The organism is Dyella sp. (genome assembly GCF_035503745.1).
Lineage (GTDB): Bacteria > Pseudomonadota > Gammaproteobacteria > Xanthomonadales > Rhodanobacteraceae > Dyella_B.
In genome coordinates this window covers 192,089-215,444 of record NZ_DATJTC010000036.1, presented here as the reverse complement: position 1 = coordinate 215,444, position 23,356 = coordinate 192,089, and the positions used below count along the sequence as shown (strand labels likewise).

Genomic DNA, 23,356 nt, shown 5'->3' with positions numbered 1-23,356 from the left:
TCCCCGCGGGGAGGGAATGGTTTGCCTACGCCCCCTCTCCCCCGTGGACGGAGGGGGCTTGCCTGGCCAACGCCCACGCTACGTGTTCGCGCACGATTTGCGAGGGGTGGTCGCGACGTGCGTCCAGCGCGCGCACGATCTCCTCTGACGGCGGGGCATTGCCCAGCGCAACGGCGATGTTGCGCAGCCAGCCTTCGTAACCGGTGCGCCGGATCGCCATGCCTTCCGTGCGCTCAAGGAATTGAGCTTCGCTCCACGCGAACAGCTCCACCAGTTTCGCGCCATCGAGGCGATGCCTTGGCGCGAAATCGGCCTCCACCGTTTCCTGCGCGAATTTGTTCCAGGGGCAGATCAGCTGACAATCGTCGCAGCCGAAGATGCGGTTGCCCATCGGCGCGCGCAGCTCCTGGGGGATGGACCCTTTCAGCTCGATCGTGAGATAGGAAATGCAGCGCCGGGCATCCAGCCGGTAAGGGCCGATGATGGCCTGTGTCGGGCAGATGTCGATGCATTTGCGGCAAGTACCGCAGTGTGCGTTGGCAGGTTCGTCGATCGGCAGCGGCAGGTTTGTATACAGCTCGCCGAGAAAAAAATACGAGCCGGCCTGGCGGTTGATCAGCACCGTGTGCTTGCCGATCCAGCCCAGTCCCGCATTGCGCGCCAATGCCTTTTCCAGCACCGGCGCCGAATCGACGTAGGCGCGGTAGCCGAAGTCGCCAGCCACGGCACGGATGCGTTCGGCCAGCTTCTGCAGGCGGTTGCGCATCAGCTTGTGATAGTCGCGTCCCAGCGCGTAGCGCGCGACATAGCCGGCCTGCGCGTCGCCGATTACGTCCCAGGCGTGCGTCATGCCGGGCGGCATGTAATCCATGCGTACGGAAATCACGCGCTGCGTGCCCGGTTCCAGTTCATCCGGCCGGCTGCGCTTGCTGCCGTGGCGGGCCATGTACGCCATTTCGCCGTGATAACCCTGTTCCAGCCAGTTTTGCAGATGCAGTTCGTCCTGGCCCAGCGCCACGCCGCTGATGCCCGCCTCGGCAAAGCCAAGCTCGCGCGCCCAGCGCTTGATATCGCGGGCGAGTGCGGTGTAGTCGGGCGGCACATGGGTGGGCATGCGCCCATTGTAAGAGCCCGCCTACGATCGCTGCGCGGTCTGCATTGGCCCTGTAGGTGGTGTCTGCGCGGCCGTCAGCCATCATGCCGGCCGCCCAGTGATCGTAGACAGGCGCCAGGCTGCCTATAATCGGCCGATGCATGCACAGGCGCATCACCGCGATCTTTATACCGTCGAGCAGGTCCGTGCGCTCGACCGGCGAGCCATCGACGATCTTGGCATCAGCGGATTGGAGCTGATGAGCCGCGCGGCGAATGCCGCATTCGCCGGCCTGTGCCGGCACTGGCCGCAAGCACGGCGCATCGTGGTGTTCTGCGGTCCGGGCAATAACGGCGGCGACGGCTACCTGCTGGCCAGCCTGGCGCATGGTTCGGGCATGCACGTGGAGGTGATCGAGCTGGCCGATGCATCGCGCGGCGACGCCACCTCGGCACGCGACGCCTGGCAGCGAAGCGGCGGCTACACGCATCGCTGGCAGCAGGATGGGCCATTGCCGCGCGCGGACGTGTACATCGATGCGCTCTACGGTACCGGCCTGAACCGCGCGCCGGACGCATCGGCGGCAGCCTTGATCGAGCGCATCAACACCGCGGGCGTACCGGTGCTGGCGCTGGACGTGCCATCCGGTTTGAATGCCGACACCGGCGATTGTCCGGGCGCCGCGATCGATGCCCAGCTTACGATCAGTTTCATTGCCGCCAAGCGCGGGCTCTACACCGGACGTGCCGCGACCAAGGTTGGCGTATTGCAGGTCGATACGCTCGGTTTGCCGGAGATTCTTTGGCAAGGCATGCCCAGCGACGCCAGTTTGCTCGATGCCATGCATCTGCCGCCGCGCGCGCGCGACGCGCACAAGGGCGATAGCGGGCACGTGCTGGCCATCGGCGGCGATCACGGCACCGCCGGTGCCATTCGCTTGTGCGGCGAAGCGGCGTTGCGTTCGGGCGCTGGCCTGGTCAGCGTGGCCACGCGCGGTGAAAACCTCTTTGCGCTCAACAGTGCACGGCCGGAATTGATGGCGCACGCCGTGCACGGCCCGCAGGAACTGCAACCCTTGCTTGAGCGCGCCACGCTACTGGCCGTCGGCCCGGGCCTGGGGCAGGGCGCATGGGGGCATGCGCTGTGGCTGACTGCGCTCGACAGCGGTAAACCGCTGGTGCTGGACGCCGACGGGCTCAACCTGCTTGCACGCGAAACGCGAAGCTTCACTGTTCCGGCCGTGCTGACGCCGCATCCGGGCGAAGCCGCGCGCCTGCTTGAAATCACCACCGCGCAAGTGCAGTGCGATCGCTTTGCCGCGGCGCGTGCGTTGGCCCGGCGCTATCACGCTGTCGTCGTGCTGAAGGGCGCCGGTAGTTTGATCGCGCATCCGGATGGACGTCTGGACGTCTGTACGTGGGGCAATCCCGGCATGGGCAGCGGCGGCATGGGCGATCTGTTGACCGGCGTCGTCGCGGCGCTGATGGCGCAGGGATGCTGTCCATGGGATGCCGCCCGCATGGGCGTGGGCCTGCACGCGCGTGCCGGCGACCTGGCCGCGCGCGCTGGCGAGCGGGGCCTGTTGGCCAGCGATCTGCTGGAGCCTCTGCGCACACTCGGCAACGGGCTCGAGCATGGCTGAGCAGCAATGGGTGCTGGCTGACGAAGACGCCACGCGTGCCTTGGGTGCGCAGTTGGCCGGCGCGCTGGACGAGGGCCTGGTGGTGTACCTGCGCGGCGAACTCGGTGCCGGCAAGACCAGTTTCGCGCGTGCGCTGCTCGCCGCGCTGGGCGTGGGCGAGCGCATCAAAAGTCCCACTTATAGCCTGGTCGAGGGCTATCAGGCCGGGAGTCGCCCGGCCTGGCATCTGGACCTGTATCGCATCGCCGATCCGGGCGAGCTGGAATGGCTGGGCCTGGACGCGCTGGCCGATCCCGATGCCCTGGTGCTGGTCGAATGGCCCGAACGGGGCGCCGGTGCGCTCCCGGCGGCGGATCTGGAGCTGGAGTTCGCCTACCAAGGGCTGGGGCGCAGCGCGTGGTTGCGCCCGCGCTCGGGGCGCGGCGAACGCTTGTTGGGGCGTTTGCGTTCAAACACCGCACCCGCCGGCTCGCGCTAAGTAGTCGTCCTCCTTGAGGAAACTGAATGAGCCTGCGCCGGGTGGCTTGCCTGTGAAATGCGCCGCTTAGGGCCGATAGCTTGAGCCGTTCTGACGAAAAGCTCGCAGGTTATGGAAAATCAAAGGAAAACCTATTGCATTCCCTTGGGTCGTGCGCTTCAATGCACCGCCATGAGGGGATTCCTGACCCGTGTTATCTGTCTATCTGGTGCCGCGATCATGACCGTGGCGCCTGGCGTGCTGCGCGCCGCCGACGTCAAGGATGCCCGCGTCTGGGCCGGGCCCGCCTACACCCGCGTGGTGTTCGATCTGTCCGGCCCGGCCAAGTACACGCTCACCCAGGACGGCGACCAGGTCGTGCTGGCGATGAGCGACAGCCGCGTCGCCGGCCGCCTCGCGCCGGGCGCGCAAGGCCTGTTCAAAGGCCTCAGCAGCACCCGGCAAGGCAATTCCGTGCGCCTGGTTGCAGCGGTGGCGCCCAATAGCCAACCCAAAACCTTCATGCTGGGGCCGTCGGGCCAGGCCGGCTATCGGCTCGTCCTCGATCTTTATCCGGCCAGCGCCAAGGCTGTGGCCCCGAACCCGGTCAAGCAGGATGACTCGCGCACAGCCGACACGCTTGCGATGCGCGTCCATCCCGCCACGCCGATCGCGCCCGCGCCGGCCGACTCCGCCTCCGACGATGCCACCGACAGCACCGCCGGCGCGCAAGAGCCGGCTCCCGTGCCGGTCACCATCAATGCGGCCAGCAAGCTGACCACCCGCAAGGGCGTGACCACCCGTCAGGCGGCGCTGCTGCTGAACAGCGAGCGCCAGGTCATCGTGGCGGTGGATGCCGGCCACGGCGGCAAGGACCAGGGTGCTCATGGCCCCGACGGCCTGCTGGAGAAGAACGTCACCCTCGCCGTGGCGCGCGACCTGGCCGCCCAGATCAACCGCCAGCCGGGCATGAAGGCGATCCTCACCCGTGACGGCGACTACTTCATCCCGCTCAAGCAGCGCTACGAGATCGCGCGGCGGAACCAGGCCGATCTCTTCGTCGCGATCCACGCCGACTCTTACACCAGCAGCGACGCGCGTGGCTCGTCGGTGTGGGTACTGTCCTCGCGCGGCAAGAGCTCGGTGGCCGCGCAGATGCTGGCCGACCGCGAAAACAGCTCCGACCTGATCGGCGGCGTCTCGCTGGCAGCCGAAAACGACAGCCTCGCCTCGGTGCTGCTGGACATGCAGCAAGGCTGGGCGGTGCAGGCCAGCGAAACGGTGGCGCAGAACGTGCTCAATGCGCTGTCCGCGCTGGGCCCGACGCATCGCGGCTACGTCGAGCATGCCAACTTCGTCGTGCTGCGCTCGCCGGACGTGCCGTCGATCCTGGTCGAGACGGCCTTCATCAGCAACCCTGTGGAAGAGCGCAAGCTGCGCGATCCGGTGCACCAGGATCAGCTCGCCACGGCCATCATGGACGGCGTAAAGCGTTATTTCCTCAGCAATCCGCCGCCCGGCACCTGGTTCGCGCAGGAGGCCGCGCGGCGTAAGGGTGTGGCGGTCGATGGGGGCACGCAAGTCGCCGCCGCCGGCAAGACCAGGAACAAGGTTGCGCTCGATGCTTCGTCCAATCCGGCCGATGCGGACGTGCGCGACATGCATCGCGTCACCGCGGGCGAAAGCCTCAAGAGCATCGCCAAGCAATATGGCGTGAGCGTGGATTCGCTCAAGAACATCAACGGCATCAGCGGTGACAGCGTGCACGCGGGCATGATGCTGGAAATTCCCGATAGCTGACGGCCGATAGTTGCATCTGGCGCCGGCTGTTAAGCTTGCGCCCCATGCCCCGCATCCAGCCGCTCCCCCCCGAACTCATCAATCAGATCGCCGCCGGCGAGGTGATCGAGCGGCCCTCCTCGGTGGTCAAGGAACTGGTCGAAAACAGTCTCGACGCCGGTGCCACGCGCATCGAAGTGGATATCGAATTGGGTGGTGCGCGCCTGATCCGCGTACGCGACGACGGCGACGGCATCGCGCCGGACGACCTGCCGCTGGCGATCGCCTCGCATGCCACCAGCAAGATCGGCAGCTTCGACGACCTGGAGCACGTGGCAAGCATGGGTTTCCGCGGCGAGGCGCTGGCTTCGATGTCGTCGGTGGCGCGCTTTGCCATGACCTCGCGCCTGCGCGGATCCGACAACGCGTTTCGCATCGAAGTGGACAGCGGACGCATGCAGCCCGCACGGCCCGCACAGCACCCCCAGGGCACCAGCGTGGAACTGCGCGACCTGTTCTACAACGTGCCCGCGCGGCGCAAGTTTCTGCGTGCCGAACGCACCGAATTCGCGCACATCGACGATCTGCTCAAGTCGCTCTCGCTGGCTCGCGGCGGCGTGGAGTTTCGCCTGAGCCATAACGGCAAATCCGTGCGCGTGTGGAAGGCCGCCCGCGATGAACAGGCCATGCTGATGCGCGTGGCCGAGGTGCTGGGCGATGCGTTCCCGCAGCAGAGCCTGCGCATCGATCACGCCACCGCGGGCATGCGCCTGTCGGGCTGGGTGGGCTTGCCGACCGCATCGCGTCCGCAGGCGGACTCGCAGTATTTCTACGTCAACGGCCGGCTGGTGCGCGACCGCGTGGTGGCGCATGCGGTGCGCCAGGCGTATGCCGATGTGCTGTTCCACGGACGGCATCCGGCGTTCGTGCTGTATCTGGAGTTGGATCCGGCCGGCGTGGACGTCAACGTGCATCCGGCCAAGCATGAGGTGCGTTTTCGCGAGCAGCGGCTGGTGCACGATTTCCTGTTTCGCACCCTGCACGAGGCGCTGGCCGAAACACGTGCCGGGCAAAGCGTGCCGACCGAAAACGCCGCATGGACGCATGCGCCCATGCAAACCGCGCCGACGGTGCAGCCGGTGGACACCCGCTCAAGCGCATGGCAAGGCACATTCAGGCAAAGCCCGCTGCAACTTGGCGTACGCGAGGAACCGCTGGCCGGCTATGCCGCCTTGCTGGGCAGCGGCGCCGGCGGCCAGCCCGAATCGCTGTCGCCGATACCCTCCATGCCATCGGCCAACGATGGCGAAGTGCCGCCGCTCGGCTATGCCATCGCGCAACTGAAGACCATCTACATCCTGGCGGAAAATGCGCACGGATTGGTGTTGGTCGACATGCATGCCGCGCACGAACGCATCACCTACGAAAAGCTCAAGTCCGGCCGTGCCTGCAGCAACCTGCGTTCGCAGCTGCTGCTGGTGCCGCTATCGGTAGCGGTGAGCGCAAAGGAGGCCGCCGCCGCCGAAGAGCATGGCGAGGCCTTGGCCGACTGGGGTCTGGAGCTGTCGCGAAGCGGTCCGTCGGCGGTGGTGGTGCGGCGCATTCCCGCCCTGCTGGAAGGCGCCGACGTCGCCGAACTCACGCGCAGCGTGCTGGGGGAACTGGCCCAGCACGGCAGTTCGCGGCAATTGCAGGAGCTGGAAAATGAATTGCTGTCCACCATGGCCTGCCATGGTTCGGTGCGCGCGGGGCGGCGCCTCACGCCGCCGGAAATGAATGCGTTGCTGCGCGAGATGGAGGCCACCGAGCGCTCCGGCCAGTGCAACCACGGCCGTCCGACCTGGGTGCAGGTCAACATGAACGAACTGGATAAGCTATTTCTGCGCGGCCGTTAGGCGGCGCCTGTTCCGAGGGCCATACTGGACGCTCCTTGCATCGCGCGGAGCGAACCCCATGTGGCGCCATATCCTGGCCGGATTGATTTTGAGTACTGGAGTTGCGCTCGTGCATGCCGATACCGCCCACACAGCCGCCGCGCCCGATGCCTATCAGCAGAGCATCGAACAATGGCGCGCCAAACGCGTTGCCAACCTTAACGCGCCGGACGGCTGGCTCAGCCTGATCGGCTTGGAGTGGCTGCAGCAGGGCGCCAATCGCGTAGGCAGCGCCGCCGATAACGACATCGTGCTGCAGGCTGGCCCGGCGCATCTGGGCGTGGTGACGCTGGACAAGGACGGCAAGCTGCACATTGCGCTGGCACATGGCGTGGATGCGCGCATCGACGGCAAATCCTTGCGCGAAGCTACGCTGATCGACGACGCGCATGCTACCGGCCAAGCCAAACCCACCACAGTGACATTCGGCAGCGCCAGCTTTTACGTGATCGATCGCGAAGGGCGCAAGGCGCTGCGCGTGAAAGACACCACCGCCGCAACGCGCCAGCATTTTCTGGGCATCGATTATTTCCCAATCGATCCTTCCTGGCGCATCGTGGCCGACTGGGTACCGTTCGATCCGCCGCACGATCTGCAGATCGGCTCGGTGATCGGCACCATCGAAACGCAGAAAGTGCCGGGCAAAGCGGTGTTCCAGCGCGACGGACACACCTACGAACTGCTGCCGTACCAGGAAGAGCCGGGCGGCGAGCTGTTTTTCGTGCTGGCCGATCGCACCTCCGGTCACGAGACCTACGGCGCGGCGCGCTTCCTGTACGCCGCATTGCCGGTGAACGGCAAGGTCGTGCTGGATTTCAACCAGGCCTACAACCCGCCCTGCGCGTTCACTGCGTTCGCCACCTGCCCGCTGGCACCGCCGGAAAACCGGCTGGACCTGCGTATCACGGCCGGCGAGAAGAAATATCGCGGCGCGCATTGATCGCCGCGCGGGCAGGGCGGGGCGCGTCGGCGCACCCGCCCGCGTGATCGGTCACAGGCCTTTGAACACGGCCTTGCGCTTCTCCAGGAAGGCGCTGGTGCCTTCGCGCATGTCCTCGGTGGCGAAAGCAAGCGCGAACGCCTGTGTTTCGAAGGCCAGGCCCTGGTCGATGGTCGTCTCGCCGCCTTGCAATATCGCGTCGAGGATGCCGGCGGCCGCCAGCGGCGCGGCCGCCGCGAGCTGGTCGGCGAGCGCGTTGACGGTTTCGTCCAGCGCCTCCGGCGCCACCACGCGGTTGACGATGCCCAGCTCGTAAGCGCGTTGTGCGCCGATCGGGTTGCCCACCAGGCACAATTCCAGCGCGGCGCTGCGTCCGGCCAGGCGCAGCAGGCGCTGCGTGCCGCCGAAGCCGGGGATCAGGCCCAGATGGATCTCCGGCTGCCCCAACTTCGCTTTTTCGCTGGCTACGCGCAGGTGGCAGGCCATGGCCAGCTCCATCCCGCCGCCCAGCGCGAAACCCTGAATGCGTGCGATCACGGGTTTGCCCAGCCGCTCGATCGTGCTCATCAACGTCTGCCCGGCCCGCGAAAAACGCTGCGCCTGGACCGGCGTGTAGCCGTTCATCTCGCTGATATCCGCACCCGCCACGAACGCTTTCTCGCCCGCGCCGGCCAGCACCACCGCGCGCACCGCATCGTCCTGGGCCGCCTGCGTAAAGGCCAGAGTCAGCTCGTTCAAAGTGTCGCGGTTGAGCGCATTGAGCTTGTCGGGCCGGTTGACGGTGATCGTACGCACGGCATCGCGGTTGCCGATTTCAAGATTGCGGTAGGCCATGCTCGACTCCGTCGGAAGATAAAACACGGATTTTAGCAGCGGGAACCTTTTCCGCCTCCGGGCGATCTCAGACAGACTCTTGACAATGGCGATCGGCAGGCGTGGCTGCACAAAGCGGCAGAACCGCTTAGGATGGCGGCTTTGGCCGTATGCTTGCCGCCATGGAGAACGTAATGGCATACACGCGAAGGCTGGTACCGGGCATCATGCTGCTTGCCGCATTTGCGGTACAGGCGCAGCAGGGTCCGGCTGCGCCTAGCTCGTCGCCGCGGACCTCGACGGTCAAGCTGGACAAGTACAAGCTTTCCTACGCCATCGGCTATCGCATCGGCAACCAGTTTTCCCAGGGGGATGTGCCGATAGACCTGGCCGTGCTGCAAAAGGCCATCGCCGACGCCTACGCCAAGCGTCCGCCCGCGGTGTCCAAGCAGGACATGTACAACCAGCTGGTGAGCCTGGGTACGCGTATGCGCGACCAGGCCCTGGCCGAATACAAGCGCATCGCGGCCGACAACGAGCGCAAGAGCAAGGAGTTCATGCAGCACAACGCCACGCAGCCCGGCGTAGTGCAATTGCCGTCAGGCATTCAGTATTCGGTCATCAAGAAGGGCGACGGCACGCTCAGTCCCACCATCGACAGCGTGGTTACGGTCAACTACCGCGGCATGCTGATCGACGGCACCGAGTTCGACAGCACCTACGCGCACGGCGCGCCGGTGAAGTTCGCCGTGGACAAGGTCATCCGCGGCTGGCAGTTCGTGATCCCGCGCATGCACGTGGGCGATCGCTGGAAGGTGGTGATTCCGCCCCAGCTCGCCTACGGCGAAGACGGCATGCTGCCGCGGATCGGCCCCAACCAGGCGCTGGTGTTTGATATCGAGCTGCTGGACATCAAGCCGCCCGATCCGCAGGCATCGGGCCCCTGACGCGGCGCCGGCGGCTGGGTTAGCATGTCCGGCGCATGTCAAACGAATCCCCGCTTCCGGTCCAACCCATTCTTACCCCGTGCGTGGGCATCTGCGAGCTGGATGCGCGCGGGTACTGCCTGGGCTGCCATCGCACCGGCAATGAAATCGCCCGCTGGCGCAGCATGAGCGACGCCGAGCGCGACCACTACCTCAAAGAAGTGCTGCCCGCACGCGAGAGCGCGTGATGGATGCCCTGCTGCGCGCGCTGCGGCCGCTGTCGCAACCGCCGGCGGCGCCGGGCTGGAACCACACGCAGATGGCCGCGCTGCTCGGCGACGCGCCGCTGCGTTCTGCCGCGGTGCTGATCGGCTTTCGCGACGCCGAGCCGCTGCGCCTGGTATTTACCGTACGCACCGATCACTTGAGTTCGCATGCCGGGCAGGTGTCTTTTCCCGGCGGCGGCACGGATCCCGCCGATGGCGATGCGGTGACCACCGCCTTGCGCGAAAGCGAAGAGGAAATCGGCCTGGACCGTACCCTGGTGACGCCGCTGGGCTATCTGGACTGCTTCGAAACCATCAGCGGCTTTTGCATCACGCCGGTGGTTGCGCGTATCGCGCCGCAGGCAAGCTATCGCCCCGCGCCCGACGAAGTGGCCGAGGTGTTCGAAGTGCCGCTGGCGCATTTCCTTGCACCGGCCAATCTCAGGCGCTATGTGATGGAATACCGCGGCCATCGTCGCGAGATGGTGGAATTTGAGCACTCAGGGCACCGCATCTGGGGCGCCACGGCCGCGATCCTGCAGCATCTGGTGCAGAAGATGGAGGACGCATGAAACGTACACTGATCTTGGTCGATGAACTGGCGCAGCTTGCGCCCGCCGATGTACTGATTGTCGACTGCCGCCACGATCTGGCCGACCCGGACAAGGGCGAGCGCGACTATCGCCAAGGGCATATTCCCGGCGCGGTGTTCGCCAGCCTCGATCGCGATCTTTCCGATCTTGGCCGCATACCCTTGGGCCTGGGGCGTCACCCGCTGCCGCTGGAAGAAAATTTTTCCGCGTTGCTGGGGCGCTGGGGTTGGCGGCCGGGTCTGCAAGTGGTCGGCTACGATGCCGGCAATGGTGCCTTGGCGGCGGCGCGTCTATGGTGGCTGTTACGCCTGACCGGTGTGCGCGATGTCGCCGTGCTCGATGGCGGCTTTGCCGCCTGGACGGCGGCAGGCAAGCCGATGTCGCAAGACACGCCATCGCGCCAAGCAACACAGGTAACGCTGCACTATGACACGAGCCAGTTCTTGCTCGATCACGCGGCGGTGGCCAAGCTGCAAGGCGATCTGTTGCTCGATGCGCGTGCAACGCCGCGTTACACCGGCGAAGTCGAGCCGCTCGACCGGGTGCCCGGTCACGTACCGGGCGCGGCGAATCGACCGTTCGCGGACAACGTGCAGGCGGACGGCCATTTCAAATCCGCCGATACGCTGCGGCGGGAGTTTCTCGCCGTGATCGGCGAACACCGGCCCGATCAGGTGGTGCACATGTGCGGCTCCGGCGTCAGTGCCTGCCACAACGTGCTGGCGATGGAACATGCGGGGCTTGCCGGCTCGCGCTTGTATGCACCCTCGTGGAGCGGCTGGGTCAGCGATCCATCGCGTCCGGTGGCGACGGGCGCCGGCTGACGCCTGCCGCCTTTCGCACGGCTAAGCGTCAATCCTTTTTCTTCAGGCGCGCGACCAGCTGCTTGAGCGTCGCCTGCGTCTGGTCGTGGAAGAACGCATCGACGAAGGTGTCGATCGGCAAGGCATCGACGTCGGCATACGTGCTGGTGAGATCGGTGCGTGCGATCTGGCGTGTGGCCAGCATTGCGTGGGAGGGCAGCGCCAGGGTTTCGTTGAGCCAATGCAGCGCGCGCGTCACTACCTGGTCCACGCCGGTGAGGTCGTCCACGAAACCTGTCGCCAGCGCCTGTTCGGCGTCGATCAGGGCGCCTGCGATCAACAGGCGTTCGGCACGGTACGCACCCACGATGCGGCGCAATGCCATCTGGATGCAATCGGGCGCCACCAGGCCCACCTGCACCTCGTTCAGGCCGATCCGGTATGGCCCCTGCGCCATCACGCGGTAATCGCAAAACAACGACAGCACCGCTCCGCCGGCGGGACTATGCCCGGTGATCGCCGCGACCACCGGTACGGGCGCATGCGCGAGCGCCGCGCAGGCAAGAAAGAATTCGCGCCAGAACTCGCGCACGCCGGCGCGATCCTTGGTCATCAGCTCAGGTACGTCCACGCCGGCGGAAAACATGCCTTGCGCGCCCGACAGCACGATGCCGCGCGCGCCTTCCTGCACGGCCTGCGCGAGCGCTGCCTGCAGCGCTCGCAGCAGATCCAGATTCAGCGCGTTGACGGGCGGGCGCGCCAACTGGATTTCGGTAACGGCATCGTGCTTGACGAGATTGAGCATGGTTGGTCCAAAGAGAAGTGAATGGGGTACCGGCAACAGTGTACGGCGATCAGGATTGTGGTTGCTCGTCGGCGCTCCAGGTGTAATGCACCCGGTAATCGAGCACGGCCTTGCCGTTGGCGGGCACCTCGACGCGGAATTCCAGCGTATCGGTGGTCTGCTTGCTGGGCTTGACGCTAGATGATGCGACGGTCCACTCGCGCCAGCGGTTGGGATGCTCGCGCACGGTGACGATGCGTACCGCATCGCCGGCGTTGGTCAAGGTGATGCGGAAGGCTTCGTCCATCGTGCGGCCGTCCTTGTCCACGTGGAAGCTGGTGCGTTCACGCTGGCCGCGCAAATCGAAAGCCGTGCCCAACGTAATCATCGCGTCGCCACCTTTGGGCGTATCGTTGATGCGTCCTTCGCCGATGAACTGCGGCACGCCGTTGCGATCGGCGGCAAGTACGCGCAAGTAGCCGGCCGGCAGGCTGTCGAAGGCGGTAAAGCGCAGTGTGCTGACAATGGTATTGTTGCTGTCGGTATTGAAATCGACGTTGAGCATCGGCTGCGGCGGCATCCAGGCGCTGCCGTTTTCATACAGCTCCGTGCGCTCGCAACCCAGCGTGCGCGCCGCATACAGCGGCACCTGGCTGATGCTGCCGTCGGGCAGATCGACCGGCGCGGGCAGGGTGTAACTGCGGTAATCGCCCATCGAGGCCTGCTCGGGCAAGGCATTGGGTGCGGCACCCATTTTCGCCATCACCATCATCATCGGGCGCGGCCCGCTGGCTTTGGCGAAATTCGGCTCGCCCGCGATCAGGGTGAGATGGGTGCCGTTCCAGTCGCGGCCGCTGCGGTTGGCGATGCTCGCGCGCGATTCCCATTGCATGCTGCACGTCTTGCCCGGCTGCAAGGTGGCCACGTACGCCGCGCGCCAGCCGATGCCCGAAGTGGGATAGCTCAACACCGCGTCGGCCTGGCCGCTGCGCGACGCATCCACGCGCAGGCGCAGGCTGGAGCCGGTGGGGAAGTTGCCGCCTTGCGTATTCACGGCCGCGTATTGGCGGATCAGGGTGGTGCCGTTGCTGCCGCGTACGACCAGCCCGTCGTCGCCGGCGCGCAGCAAGGTACCGTTCGCCAACGGCTGGCCGTTGTCGCCAAGCACGCTGATGTTGCTGCCGGTCAAACCTGTCAGGGCGGCATTCGCGCCCTGGCCAAGCAGCAGGCGTTGCGAAATCACTTTGGCTTCGCCGCCAGGGAAACCGAGCGCTAACGCTTCGGCGTCAAGATGCTCGGGCAGGTCGCCCAGCACCAGGTCGTGCACACCCGATTGCAGCGTCACGCTGCGTTGTTCGCGTACGACGGCGTAGCCGTCGTCGCCATTGTTCTGGCCATCGCTCGCGTACAAGGCCGGGCTGTCGCTGCGATACAAGGTGATCGAGGTGCCATCGGTCGCGCGGGCCAGCGGCACGCAGCATGACGCGGCAATGGCGATGCTCATGATGTTCCTGCGCCAGGTTGGCATGGTGCACTCCTTTGACAGATGATTCAGGAACGATCATAGCGGGCCGAACGCGACCCCGTATGTGTCCCAATCGCCCCCCGTTGCTCGCGCTTCAGCCCGCTTTTTCGTACTGCAAGGGAGGTAGAACTGGCTTATGATCCGGTCGCTCCGGTTCGACGGTGCCATGCCGCCTGCATCGGATCGTGGCGGGATATCTGTTGAACGTGCAACGGATCCAAGGGCCGCTCATGCACGGTTATTCGCTAAAAGTAGTACTTGCGGACGATCATCCCGCGCTGATCGCGGGTATCGCGCACAGCTTGTCTTCGGCCGACACCCTTCAGCTGGCCGGCACGGCGGGCGACTCCACCGAATTGTTGCGCATCCTCGATGGCGGCGGCTGCGACGTGCTGGTTTCGGACTATTCCATGCCGGGAAACGAGCATGGCGACGGCGTCGCGCTGTTTTCGCTGATCCGGCGGCGCTACCCGTCAGTCAAGCTGGTGGTATTGACCGGATTGGACAATCCGGCCGTGCTCAGCGCACTGGGTGGCTTGGGCATTTTCTGCATCGTCAGCAAGGCGGATGCAACCAGCTATCTCATTCCCGCCATCCACGCCGCTGCGACGGGCGGCAGTTATTACTCGCCTTCGGTTGAGAAAAGCATGCGCTTGCGCGGCGTGGATCATCGTGAAGGAAATGGGCCCAAGTCATTAAGCAAGCGTGAAGTGGAAGTGGTGCGGTTTTACGCCAGCGGCCTCACCGTCAATGAGATTGCCGAACGTTTGAATCGAAGCAAAAAAACCATCAGCTCGCAGAAGGCGCGCGCCATGCAAAAGTTGGGTATCGAGCGCGATATGGATCTGCTGCGTTATGCGATGGAAAACGGCATCGTGGCGTCCTCCTCGCAGCCTGGCGCATCGAAGACTGAGGCACCTGGCGACTAGGGATGCTCTGATTAATCTTCGCAGGTGGCCTTCTGGACATCACCCCGTCAAGTAAAATTCAAAGTGCTGGTGACACCTGCGAAGCATTAATCAGAGCATCCCCAGGTGCGTGCAAATCGCATGCGAGGGATGCATGCAAATCGATGACATGAATACCCTGTCATGTCAGCGACATATTCACGGTGATGGATGCACATGCGCTTAAGCAACGTGTGGCATGTTTTACACAGTGGATTAACGACCCTCCTGCGATGCTTCGCAAGGCCGGCCGTGCCCTTGGGGATGCGTTCGGCAGCGCCAAAGTAGACCGCGTTATCCGTTACAGCTTGTAAGTCACGGCCCTCGTTCCATCGAGCGGCAACATGCTTAGACCACCCTGCCGCTGCGATGGGATGTGGCGAAGACGGTTCGTTTCGCGCGTTTGCTTCACGGAGGAAATCCGTCGATCGATAGTTCATTGCTCCGCTGACGTCCCTGTCTTGGGCCGTGGCATGTCTTGCGGCCGAGCCTGACGTTGGAGAAAGCCCTCGACCTTCCGCGATGTGAAAGCATGCGCGCGTTTAAACGACGCCGGCGCTGAGAGCGTGGCTGTTCCTTTAAGAAAAGTAACGAGTCGATGCGGCGTCGAGATGGCACGTGTCTGCGTGGCGCAAACCCCTACCCATCCTTGCATTGCAGAAAGGACGCGTCGCCATGAAAAAGCACAACGGTCATTCCCAAGGTTCGGCTCAGTCCAAAACCCGCAATGGGTTGCCGGGTGGCCTTCAGGCTGCACTGGCCAAGAACATCGCTCGCGCGCTGACGCAGCAACCGGGCGGACACGCCCCGGTACTGCGTGGCGGCGGGTTCAAGACCTCTTCCAGCATTGCCCGCGGGACCGTGGGCAAGCAGTCGGCCGGTCCGCTGGCTGCGCTGGATGATACGTATATCAAGGTGCTAGGCGGCACGGCTGCCCAAGCCAGCAATTACGGCCCCCTTTACGGCATGGCCATTGGAAACAATGCTCAGGCGACCGGTGCTATCGCCATCGGCAGCAATGCCTTTGCAACGCGTTCATCGTCCACGGGATCAAGCTATGCGGACTATACCGGTCTGGCGATCGGTTCCGGCGCGACGTCTTACGCCCAGGGCGTGGCTTTGGGGCAAGGCGCCACCGCATCGGGTCTCTACGCATCGGTGGCATTGGGCACTGGCTGCATTGCGACGGGCAATTATTCGGTGGCGGTGGGTGATGCTGCGCAGGTACCTGGCAATCAGTCCATGGCTATCGGCTACGCGGCGGGAGCGAGTGCTTCCCAGGCGATTGCCATGGGTCCAAATGCATCGGCATCCTCTGATGGTGAGATTGCGCTGGGCCTCAATGCAGGCCACGGGACGGGCGCCAATGCAAGCGCGATTTCCCTGGGTACTCGCGCAAGCGCCAATTCCCCTGATGCCGTGGCAATTGGTACCAGCGCAGTCACGCAAGGCCCTAATGGTGTGGCGATCGGCAATGGGGCGGGGGCTTCATTGGATAGTGTTGCGGTGGGTCATGATGCGCAAGCGCCCAATCAAGGCGGTACCGCCATTGGCGCAGGTGCCGACGCGGACATGAATGCCACGGCTATTGGTCAGGGCGCCTCAGCTTTTGAAGGTTCAACGGCGATCGGTGCCAGCGCGACGACAAACTTTTCTTCCAATGCCGTGGCGTTGGGCGCCAACAGCTCCACCACGCGCAACAACACCGTGGCGGTAGGCGCCGTGGGCGGCGAACGCCAGATCGTGAATCTTGCGGCCGGTACGCAAGGCACCGATGCGGTGGATGTGAATCAGCTTAGTCCGGTGGTGACGGCGTTGGGTGGCGGTGCGTCGATCAATCCGACCACTGGTGCGGTAAATCCACCTAGCTACGCGCTGGCAAACGGCGGTACGCAAAGCACTATCGGTGGCGCCTTGGGCGCATTGGACGGGTCGCTGACCACCGTCAACGAGCAGGTGAAGGCGTTGCAAGATGCCGCAGATGAATCGTTGCGTTACTTCAAAGCCAACGGTCTGGATAATGGTACCGATGATGCCGATGCGTCGGGCAACAACGCGGTGGCCATCGGCAGCAGCGCCGATGCCAGTGCTTCCGGAGCGATTGCCCTGGGTCAAAGTGCTGTCGCAAATACCAGCGGCGAGATTTCGATTGGTGTCAACGCAGGCAATAAGACGGCCACTAGCCCGAATGCGGTTGCCATCGGCACCAGCGCGAGCGCGGGCTTTGCCGGCGCCGTGGCGATCGGCAACCAGTCGGCAGCTGCATTGGAAAGTGTTGCTGTGGGCGATGGTGCGAAGGCGACCAATCAAAACGATACCGCCATTGGTGCAGGTGCCACCGCAACCGTAAACGCCACGGCCATTGGTCAGGGAGCTTCGGCTATTCAAGGTTCGACCGCGATCGGCCTTGGTGCGACGACGATTGTTTCCTCCAATGCGGTGGCTTTGGGCGCCCACAGCTCCACCACGCGTAACAACACCGTGGCGGTGGGTGCCGTGGGCAGCGAACGCCAGATCGTCAATGTTGCGGCCGGTACGCAAGGCACCGATGCGGTGGATGTGAATCAGCTCAAGCCGATGATAACGGCCCTCGGCGGCGGCGCGTCGATCGATCCGAACACCGGCGCGGTGACCGGGCCCACCTACACGATCGACGGCGCCGAGCAGACCACGGTCGAAGACGCACTCACTGCGCTCAATGAAGCCATCGGCGAGCAAGAGCCGTATTTGGACGTCAACAGCACTGGGCCAGATGCGTTGGCCACGGGTAAAGATGCCGTTGCCCTGGGCAGTAACGCCAACGCCAGCGGCGATGATGCGATAGCCATCGGTAGGGGGTCGCTTGCCGACATCGACAACACGGTGTCCTTGGGCAACATCACGCTCAAGCGCAAGCTGGTCAATGTCGCGCCCGGCGATATAGCGTCGGCGAGCACGGATGCCATCAATGGCAGCCAGCTTTACGACACCAATCAGCAACTGGATACGCTGCAAAACGGGTTGATCGACAGCGGTGTGTTCGATCCGGCTACCGGAGTGTCCTTGGCGGTAACCTATAGCAATGACGCCAAGACTTCGATTGTGCTTGGCTCCCTGGGCAACCCGGTGGAGATTATCAACGTCGCCCCCGCCATCCAGCCCACCGATGCGGTGAATTTGACGCAATTGACCGATGCGGTGGACCAATTGCGCAGCGAGTTCAGTACCGGCACACCTTACGTCAAGGTCAACTCCACCGGCCCCGTGGCCAATGCCGTTGGCGTGGACGCGGTGGCGATCGGTTCCTCCGCGCTGGCATCGGTCGATGGCGTGGTGGCCCTGGGGCTTAACTCGCGCGCCGCGGCCGCCCAATCGGTGGCGATCGGCAACAACAGCCTGGCCGATGCGCCCTTGACGGTATCCATCGGCGGCCCCGGCCTGCAGCGCCGCCTGGTCAATCTACAAGCCGGCATCGCGCCGTTTGATGCGGTGAACGTAAGCCAGCTTCAGCCGCTGGTGATGGGGCTGGGAGCGTCGATCGATCCGGCTACCGGTACGGTAACGGGGCCGACCTACAACCTGGTCAACGGTGGCACGCAGACCACGGTGGACGGTGGCCTGAGCGCTTTGGATAGCGCCTTGATCAACGTCAATGCCACCGTTACCCATATCGACAACACCGTCAACAGCCTCACGACACAGCTACAGGAATTGCAAGACGCAGCAGGCGAAAACTTGCACTACTTCAAGGCCAACGGCCCCGGCAACGGCTCCGATGATGCCGACGCCGCGGGCCTGAACGCCGTGGCCATCGGCAGCGACGCTAGCGCCAATGCGGCTCGCGCAATTGCGATGGGCGCAAGCGCAAGCGCTTCGAGCGGCGCCGTGAATGCCATTTCCATCGGCACCGGCGCGACGACAGCGGCCCCTGGCGCCGTGGCGATCGGCGCTAATACCGGCGCTTCGGAAAACGCCATTGCCCTGGGTGACGGAGCCCAGGCGATCAACATCAACGATATGGCGATCGGCGCAGGTGCTTTCGCGTCCTCGAACTCGACGGCCTTGGGTGCGGGTGCACAGGCTGATGGCAATTCAACCGCCGTCGGTCCGGGTGCACTGGCCTTTGGCGGAAACACAGCCGCGATCGGCGCGGGGGCCACGACCAATGCCGCGACCAATGCCGTGGCGCTGGGCGCCAACAGTTCCACCACGCGCAACAACACCGTGGCGGTAGGTGCGGCCAGCAGCACACGCCAGATCGTGAACCTCGCTGCGGGTACCCAGAACACCGATGCGCTGAACGTAAGCCAGCTTGTGCCGGTGGTGAATGCGCTGGGCGGTGGTGCGTCCATCAATGCGGCGACGGGCGTGGTGACCGGGCCGACCTATACCCTGGTCCATGGCGGTGAACAGACTACGCTGGAAGGCGCATTGAGCGCCTTGGATCAGGCCGTGAGCGAAAGCGGCGGGGAGGGCAATCCGTACCTGGTCGTCAACAGCAGCGACGCGTACCCGTTGGCACACGGCATCAACTCCATCGCCCTGGGAGCTTTGGCCTTGGCCCCGGGCAATTACTCGGTGGCCGTGGGCTACCACTCGGTGGCCAATGCTGACGATGTCTTCTCGGTGGGGCGGCACACCCATCTGCGCCGGATCATTTTTGTTTCGCCCGGCAATATTGCCGAAACAAGCACCGATGCGATCAATGGCGGCCAGCTGTATGACACCAATCTGCAGTTGAGCACGCTGCAAGATACCTTGACCGACGGCGGCGTGATCGATCCGGCCACGGGCCTCTCGCTGGCAGTGACCTATAGCAACAGCACGAAGAACATCATCGTGCTCGGAAACCCGGGTGCGCCAGTGGAAGTGACGAATGTCGCTACCGGCCTGGTGGACAGCGATGCGGTGAACGTGGCGCAGCTCAATACCGCGATAAGCAATTTGACCGATCAGCTGAGCGGCGCCATCAAGTATGTCAAGGTCAACTCGACAGGGTCTCAAGCCAACGCCACAGGCGTCGATTCAGTAGCGATAGGATCGGCCGCCAGCGCCACGGCGCAAACATCCGTGGCGATCGGCACCGGTGCGCGCGCGTCGGGCATCAATAGCGTTGCGATCGGCGTAAATTCAACCACCACTCAGGCGTCCACCGTATCGGTGGGTGGCATTGGCAGCGAACGTAAAATCATCAACGTGGACGATGGCGACATCAGCGATGGCAGCACCGACGCTATCAACGGTGGGCAATTGTTCAATGCGCTGGGTGCGCTCAACACGCGCATGGGCGTGTTCGATGTCACCGCGCCGCTGTTCGCGATCGAGGGGGTGCAGGGTGACAACACCGCTTCGCTCAACGGTGGTGACGCCAGTTCATTCACTTCCATGGTATTTGGCGTGGGGTCGTTCGCTAGTGGTGTTCAAACAGCAGCCTTTGGCCTGACCAATGTCGCCGCGTCGGACTATTCGGCAGCGATTGGCGTATTTGCTCAGACCGGTGCAGGCCAGCCGTATTCGGCGGCGATCGGAACCTATGCCTCGACCACGGGCACGAATGCCGTAGCCATCGGCTCACAGGTCCAGGCCAACGCCGACAATGCCGTGGCGATTGGCACCAACAACGCCTTGGCCATAGGCACAGGCACGGTTGCGCTCGGTAACGGCGCGAGGGTCAATGCGCGCACGGATAACTCGATCGCTATCGGCACCGCCGCAACCATAGCCACCAATGTCACCGACGCCATTGCACTGGGTCACAGCGCAAGCGTCTCAACGGGAGCGGTGGGTGGCATAGCGCTGGGGCAGGGTTCGGTGGCCAACCGCAATAACGCGCTGTCGTTGGGTAGCGCAGGCGGAGCCCCCATAACGCGGCAAATCGTCAATGTGTCCGCCGGTACGCAGGCGACTGACGTGGTCAATGTCAGCCAGCTTGCGCCGGTGGTGACCGCGCTGGGTGGCGGTGCGGCCATCGGTTCGGACGGAAGCATCCAGGCGCCGGCGTACGAGATCGACGGTACACCGTATAGCGACGTGGGTTCGGCGCTCACCGCCCTGGCTGACATGACCGGAAGCGACCCCAATGCGGTCTCCTATGACGACACCGCAAAAGACACTGTGACGCTGGATGGTACCAACGGCACGCTGCTGACCAATCTGCAAGATGACAGCGTGGCGGCAGACAGCAAGGATGCAATCAACGGTTCGCAGTTGTTCGATACGGCACTGAGCGTCGCCACCAGCCTGGGCGGCGGTGCCACGGTGAATCCGGACGGCACGGTGAGCGAACCGGTCTATACGGTCGGCGGCGCGCCCGTGACGGGCGTGGGCGATGCCATCGCCCAGCTCGACGACCAGGTGACCGGATTGCAGGACACCCTGGACAACAGCGGCCTGTTCGACCCCAGTGGCGATCTTTTGGCCGTGATCTATACCGACGATACGAAGACCGCCGTAACGCTTGGCACCGCAGGCACGCCGGTGGCGATGACGAATCTGGCGCCCGGCGCCGTGTCCGATACCAGCACGGATGCCGTGAACGGCTCGCAGCTGAATGCCACCAACCAGGCCGTGAGCGATTTGACGGACGCACTCAAGGACGGCGGCGTGCTCGATCCGACCACGGGCGAGTCGCTGGCGGTGACCTACGCCGACGATACCAAGACCAACATCGCGCTCGGTTCGACGGGTACGCCAGTGACGATGTCGAACGTGGCACCGGGCGACTTGTCCGACACCAGCACCGATGCCGTGAACGGCGCGCAGTTGAACGCCACCAATCAGGCGCTCAACAACCTGCAGGACGCGCTGGACAGCAGCGGCCTGCTGGATCCGGCGACGGGCGAGCTGCTGGCGGTGGTCTACACCGATGACACGAAGACGGCAGTGACCCTGGGCACCGCCACCGGCACGCCGGTGGCGATGACCCACCTGGCCGCGGGCGAAGTGTCCGCCACAAGCGTGGATGCGGTGAACGGCTCGCAGTTGTTCGGCACGGCGCAAAGCGTCGCCACCACCCTGGGTGGCGGGGCCACCGTGAATCCGGACGGTACGGTAACCGATCCGGTCTACACGATCGGCGGTGCGCCGGTGACGGGCGTAGGCGATGCCATCACCCAGCTCGGCGACCAGTTGACCAATCTGCAGGACACACTGGACGACAGCGGCCTGCTGGATCCGACGACGGGCGAACTGCTGGCGGTGGTCTACACCGATGACACGAAGACGGCGGTGACACTGGGCACCACTGGCACACCGGTAGCGATGACCAATCTGGCTGCGGGCGAGGTGTCCTCCACGAGTGTGGATGCCGTAAACGGCTCGCAGTTGTACGGTACGGCGCAAAGCGTCGCCACCGCCCTGGGTGGCGGGTCAGCCGTGAATCCGGACGGTTCGGTCAGCGATCCGGTCTATACGGTCGGCGGCGCGCCGGTGACGGGTGTAGGCGATGCCATCACCCAGCTCGGCGACCAGTTGACCGGTCTGCAGGACACGCTGGACAACAGCGGCCTGCTGGATCCGACGACGGGCGAACTGCTGGCGGTGGTCTACACCGATGACGCGAAGACAGCGGTGACCCTCGGCGCGGCAGGCACGCCGGTAACGGTCTCTAATATGGCCCCCGGTGTAGCCGATACTGATGGTGTCAACGTAGCCCAGTTGAACGATGGCTTGAGCACGCTCTACGACGAACTGACCACGGGCGCTATCGATCTGAAATACATCAAGGTGGCCTCAACCGGCGCGGCAGCCAATGCGAACGGTGCTAATGCCGTCGCCATCGGCTCGTCCGCCAGCGCCACGATAGCGGGCGCGGTGGCTATCGGTACGGGCGCACGTGTCTCAGGCGTTAATTCAATAGCGATTGGTTACAACTCTGTAGCCACCGATGCCAATGTGGTGTCCGTGGGTGCCATCGGCAGCGAGCGCAAGATCGAGAACGTCGATAATGGCGATGTCACCCCCACCAGCACCGACGCCATCAACGGCAGCCAGTTGTATGCCGTGCGCAAGGTGCTGGATACCTTCGTCAAGCAACAAGGCGGCATTGGGGCCATGGGTGCGGCCGATCCGCTGGCGGCCATGGAAGGCCGGGCCAACCACAACATTGCTTCGTTGAACGGCGGGGATCCCGCGCAGATGACGGCAGCGGCGATCGGCGCCCTTTCGATGGCCAGTGGCGCCAATGCCATCGCAATGGGTCTGCTGAATGTGGCCGCTTCCGACTACTCGGTGGCCTTGGGACATAGGGCCCACACCGGTGCGGATCAAAGTTATTCCGTGGCGATGGGTTCGGACGTCCAAACCAACGGCGTGAGGGCGGTGGCGCTGGGTACGCGGGTGCAGGCCAACGCCGAACAGGCACTGGCGCTGGGCAGCAACGACACCTTCGCGATCGGCAAGAGTTCCATCGCGATGGGCGATGGGGTGAAAGCACGCAGCGACAACAGCATTGCGGTGGGCCGGCATGCGATGGTGGTCGCGGACGAGGCGCTGGCGTTGGGCGCCGATGCAAGCGTGGTGGCCGAGGCTGCCGGTGGTGTCGCGCTCGGTTGCGGCGCGGTGGCCGATCGCGGCAACGCGATCTCCATCGGTGGAGGCAGCATCGGCGATCGGCAAATCATCCACGTGTCGAAGGGTACCGAGCCGACCGATGCGGTGAACGTTGAGCAATTGCGCGAGGCCATGGCGGCCATGCGGGCCGAGATCCAGCTACTGCGTAGCCAGTTGGGTGCGCGTTAGGCCCGATGATGGCGCATAGGCAAGGTATGCCGATGCGTCTTCGCGGATGAAACGAAGCCGATGGAAGCGGGCGGGGCTTTTCAGGCCCCGCCCGCAGGGCAAAGCCCGGGCGGTTCGTATCGCGCGGCACGAGTTC

At 64.5% G+C, this 23,356-nt stretch carries 13 protein-coding genes and 1 pseudogene; 10 read left to right on the top strand and 4 right to left on the bottom strand.

The window, feature by feature from the left end; translation table 11 throughout:
- Window positions 1-25: 25 nt before the first annotated feature.
- Window positions 26-1,114 (bottom strand): tRNA epoxyqueuosine(34) reductase QueG, encoded by a 1,089-nt coding sequence (queG, locus tag VME63_RS14790; protein ID WP_325434109.1) that lies wholly within the window; start codon window positions 1,112-1,114, stop codon window positions 26-28.
- Between the two features lie 136 nt (window positions 1,115-1,250).
- On the opposite strand from queG, the gene VME63_RS14785 reads away from it, so the two are divergent.
- The 5 genes from VME63_RS14785 (at window position 1,251) to VME63_RS14765 (ending at window position 7,845) form a co-directional block, all read left to right on the top strand.
- On the top strand, window positions 1,251-2,735 hold the full coding sequence (locus VME63_RS14785) for an NAD(P)H-hydrate dehydratase (protein WP_325434108.1): 1,485 nt from the start codon (window positions 1,251-1,253) through the stop codon (window positions 2,733-2,735).
- Window positions 2,728-3,213 carry a tRNA (adenosine(37)-N6)-threonylcarbamoyltransferase complex ATPase subunit type 1 TsaE gene (gene tsaE, locus VME63_RS14780; protein ID WP_325434107.1) on the top strand — a complete coding sequence of 162 codons (486 nt, stop codon included), beginning with the start codon at window positions 2,728-2,730 and terminating at the stop codon, window positions 3,211-3,213. Before VME63_RS14785 ends, tsaE begins: the two co-directional genes overlap by 8 nt.
- 219 nt (window positions 3,214-3,432) lie before the next feature.
- Window positions 3,433-4,992 carry an N-acetylmuramoyl-L-alanine amidase gene (locus tag VME63_RS14775; RefSeq protein ID WP_325434106.1) on the top strand — a complete coding sequence of 520 codons (1,560 nt, stop codon included), beginning with the start codon at window positions 3,433-3,435 and terminating at the stop codon, window positions 4,990-4,992.
- A gap of 44 nt (window positions 4,993-5,036) precedes the next feature.
- Window positions 5,037-6,866, top strand: a complete 1,830-nt coding sequence (gene mutL / locus VME63_RS14770) for a DNA mismatch repair endonuclease MutL (RefSeq protein ID WP_325434105.1) — start codon at window positions 5,037-5,039, stop codon at window positions 6,864-6,866.
- A gap of 58 nt (window positions 6,867-6,924) precedes the next feature.
- Window positions 6,925-7,845 carry a DUF1684 domain-containing protein gene (locus VME63_RS14765; RefSeq protein WP_325434104.1) on the top strand — a complete coding sequence of 307 codons (921 nt, stop codon included), beginning with the start codon at window positions 6,925-6,927 and terminating at the stop codon, window positions 7,843-7,845.
- Window positions 7,846-7,896: 51 nt separating this feature from the next.
- Here VME63_RS14765 and VME63_RS14760 read toward each other — a convergent pair whose 3' ends face one another.
- Entirely contained in the window at window positions 7,897-8,679 is a 783-nt protein-coding gene (locus VME63_RS14760) for an enoyl-CoA hydratase-related protein (RefSeq protein ID WP_325434103.1), read from the bottom strand.
- A 173-nt stretch (window positions 8,680-8,852) separates the two neighbouring features.
- Here VME63_RS14760 and VME63_RS14755 point away from each other — a divergent pair, with 173 nt between their 5' ends.
- From VME63_RS14755 to VME63_RS14745, 3 genes and pseudogenes are all read left to right on the top strand, one after another.
- A complete protein-coding gene (locus VME63_RS14755) occupies window positions 8,853-9,605 on the top strand; it encodes an FKBP-type peptidyl-prolyl cis-trans isomerase (protein ID WP_325434102.1) in 753 nt (250 codons plus the stop codon).
- Between the two features lie 35 nt (window positions 9,606-9,640).
- Window positions 9,641-10,422, top strand: a pseudogene (locus VME63_RS14750) (NUDIX hydrolase).
- Window positions 10,419-11,267 carry a sulfurtransferase gene (locus tag VME63_RS14745; RefSeq protein ID WP_325434101.1) on the top strand — a complete coding sequence of 283 codons (849 nt, stop codon included), beginning with the start codon at window positions 10,419-10,421 and terminating at the stop codon, window positions 11,265-11,267. The pseudogene VME63_RS14750 and the gene VME63_RS14745 overlap by 4 nt, the downstream one beginning before the upstream one ends.
- 28 nt (window positions 11,268-11,295) lie before the next feature.
- Here the strand turns inward: VME63_RS14745 and VME63_RS14740 are convergent, their stop codons facing one another.
- Together VME63_RS14740 and VME63_RS14735 are read right to left on the bottom strand one after the other, a co-directional pair.
- A complete protein-coding gene (locus tag VME63_RS14740) occupies window positions 11,296-12,051 on the bottom strand; it encodes an enoyl-CoA hydratase/isomerase family protein (protein ID WP_325434100.1) in 756 nt (251 codons plus the stop codon).
- Window positions 12,052-12,100: 49 nt separating this feature from the next.
- Complete coding sequence (locus VME63_RS14735) at window positions 12,101-13,558, bottom strand: DUF4139 domain-containing protein (protein WP_325434099.1); 1,458 nt, start codon at window positions 13,556-13,558, stop codon at window positions 12,101-12,103.
- 203 nt (window positions 13,559-13,761) lie between these two features.
- Between VME63_RS14735 and VME63_RS14730 the strand changes: the two genes are divergently transcribed.
- Window positions 13,762-14,484: a response regulator transcription factor gene (locus tag VME63_RS14730; RefSeq protein ID WP_325434098.1), complete on the top strand. Its 723-nt coding sequence runs from the start codon at window positions 13,762-13,764 to the stop codon at window positions 14,482-14,484.
- A 693-nt stretch (window positions 14,485-15,177) separates the two neighbouring features.
- Window positions 15,178-23,220, top strand: coding sequence for a hypothetical protein (locus tag VME63_RS14725; RefSeq protein WP_325434097.1), 8,043 nt, complete (start codon window positions 15,178-15,180; stop codon window positions 23,218-23,220).
- The last annotated feature ends 136 nt before the right edge of the window (window positions 23,221-23,356 follow it).

Bases quoted from the DNA above. Each gene is read 5' to 3' on its own strand.
- VME63_RS14785 (WP_325434108.1), top strand. From the start codon at position 1,251: ATGCATGCACAGGCGCATCACCGCGATCTTTATACCGTCGAGCAGGTC.
- mutL (WP_325434105.1), top strand. From the start codon at position 5,037: ATGCCCCGCATCCAGCCGCTCCCCCCCGAACTCATCAATCAGATCGCC.
- VME63_RS14755 (WP_325434102.1), top strand. From the start codon at position 8,853: ATGGCATACACGCGAAGGCTGGTACCGGGCATCATGCTGCTTGCCGCA.
- VME63_RS14765 (WP_325434104.1), top strand. From the start codon at position 6,925: ATGTGGCGCCATATCCTGGCCGGATTGATTTTGAGTACTGGAGTTGCG.
- VME63_RS14725 (WP_325434097.1), top strand. From the start codon at position 15,178: ATGAAAAAGCACAACGGTCATTCCCAAGGTTCGGCTCAGTCCAAAACC.
- tsaE (WP_325434107.1), top strand. From the start codon at position 2,728: ATGGCTGAGCAGCAATGGGTGCTGGCTGACGAAGACGCCACGCGTGCC.
- VME63_RS14775 (WP_325434106.1), top strand. From the start codon at position 3,433: ATGACCGTGGCGCCTGGCGTGCTGCGCGCCGCCGACGTCAAGGATGCC.
- VME63_RS14760 (WP_325434103.1), bottom strand. From the start codon at position 8,679: ATGGCCTACCGCAATCTTGAAATCGGCAACCGCGATGCCGTGCGTACG.
- VME63_RS14735 (WP_325434099.1), bottom strand. From the start codon at position 13,558: ATGCCAACCTGGCGCAGGAACATCATGAGCATCGCCATTGCCGCGTCA.
- VME63_RS14745 (WP_325434101.1), top strand. From the start codon at position 10,419: ATGAAACGTACACTGATCTTGGTCGATGAACTGGCGCAGCTTGCGCCC.
- queG (WP_325434109.1), bottom strand. From the start codon at position 1,114: ATGCCCACCCATGTGCCGCCCGACTACACCGCACTCGCCCGCGATATC.
- VME63_RS14740 (WP_325434100.1), bottom strand. From the start codon at position 12,051: ATGCTCAATCTCGTCAAGCACGATGCCGTTACCGAAATCCAGTTGGCG.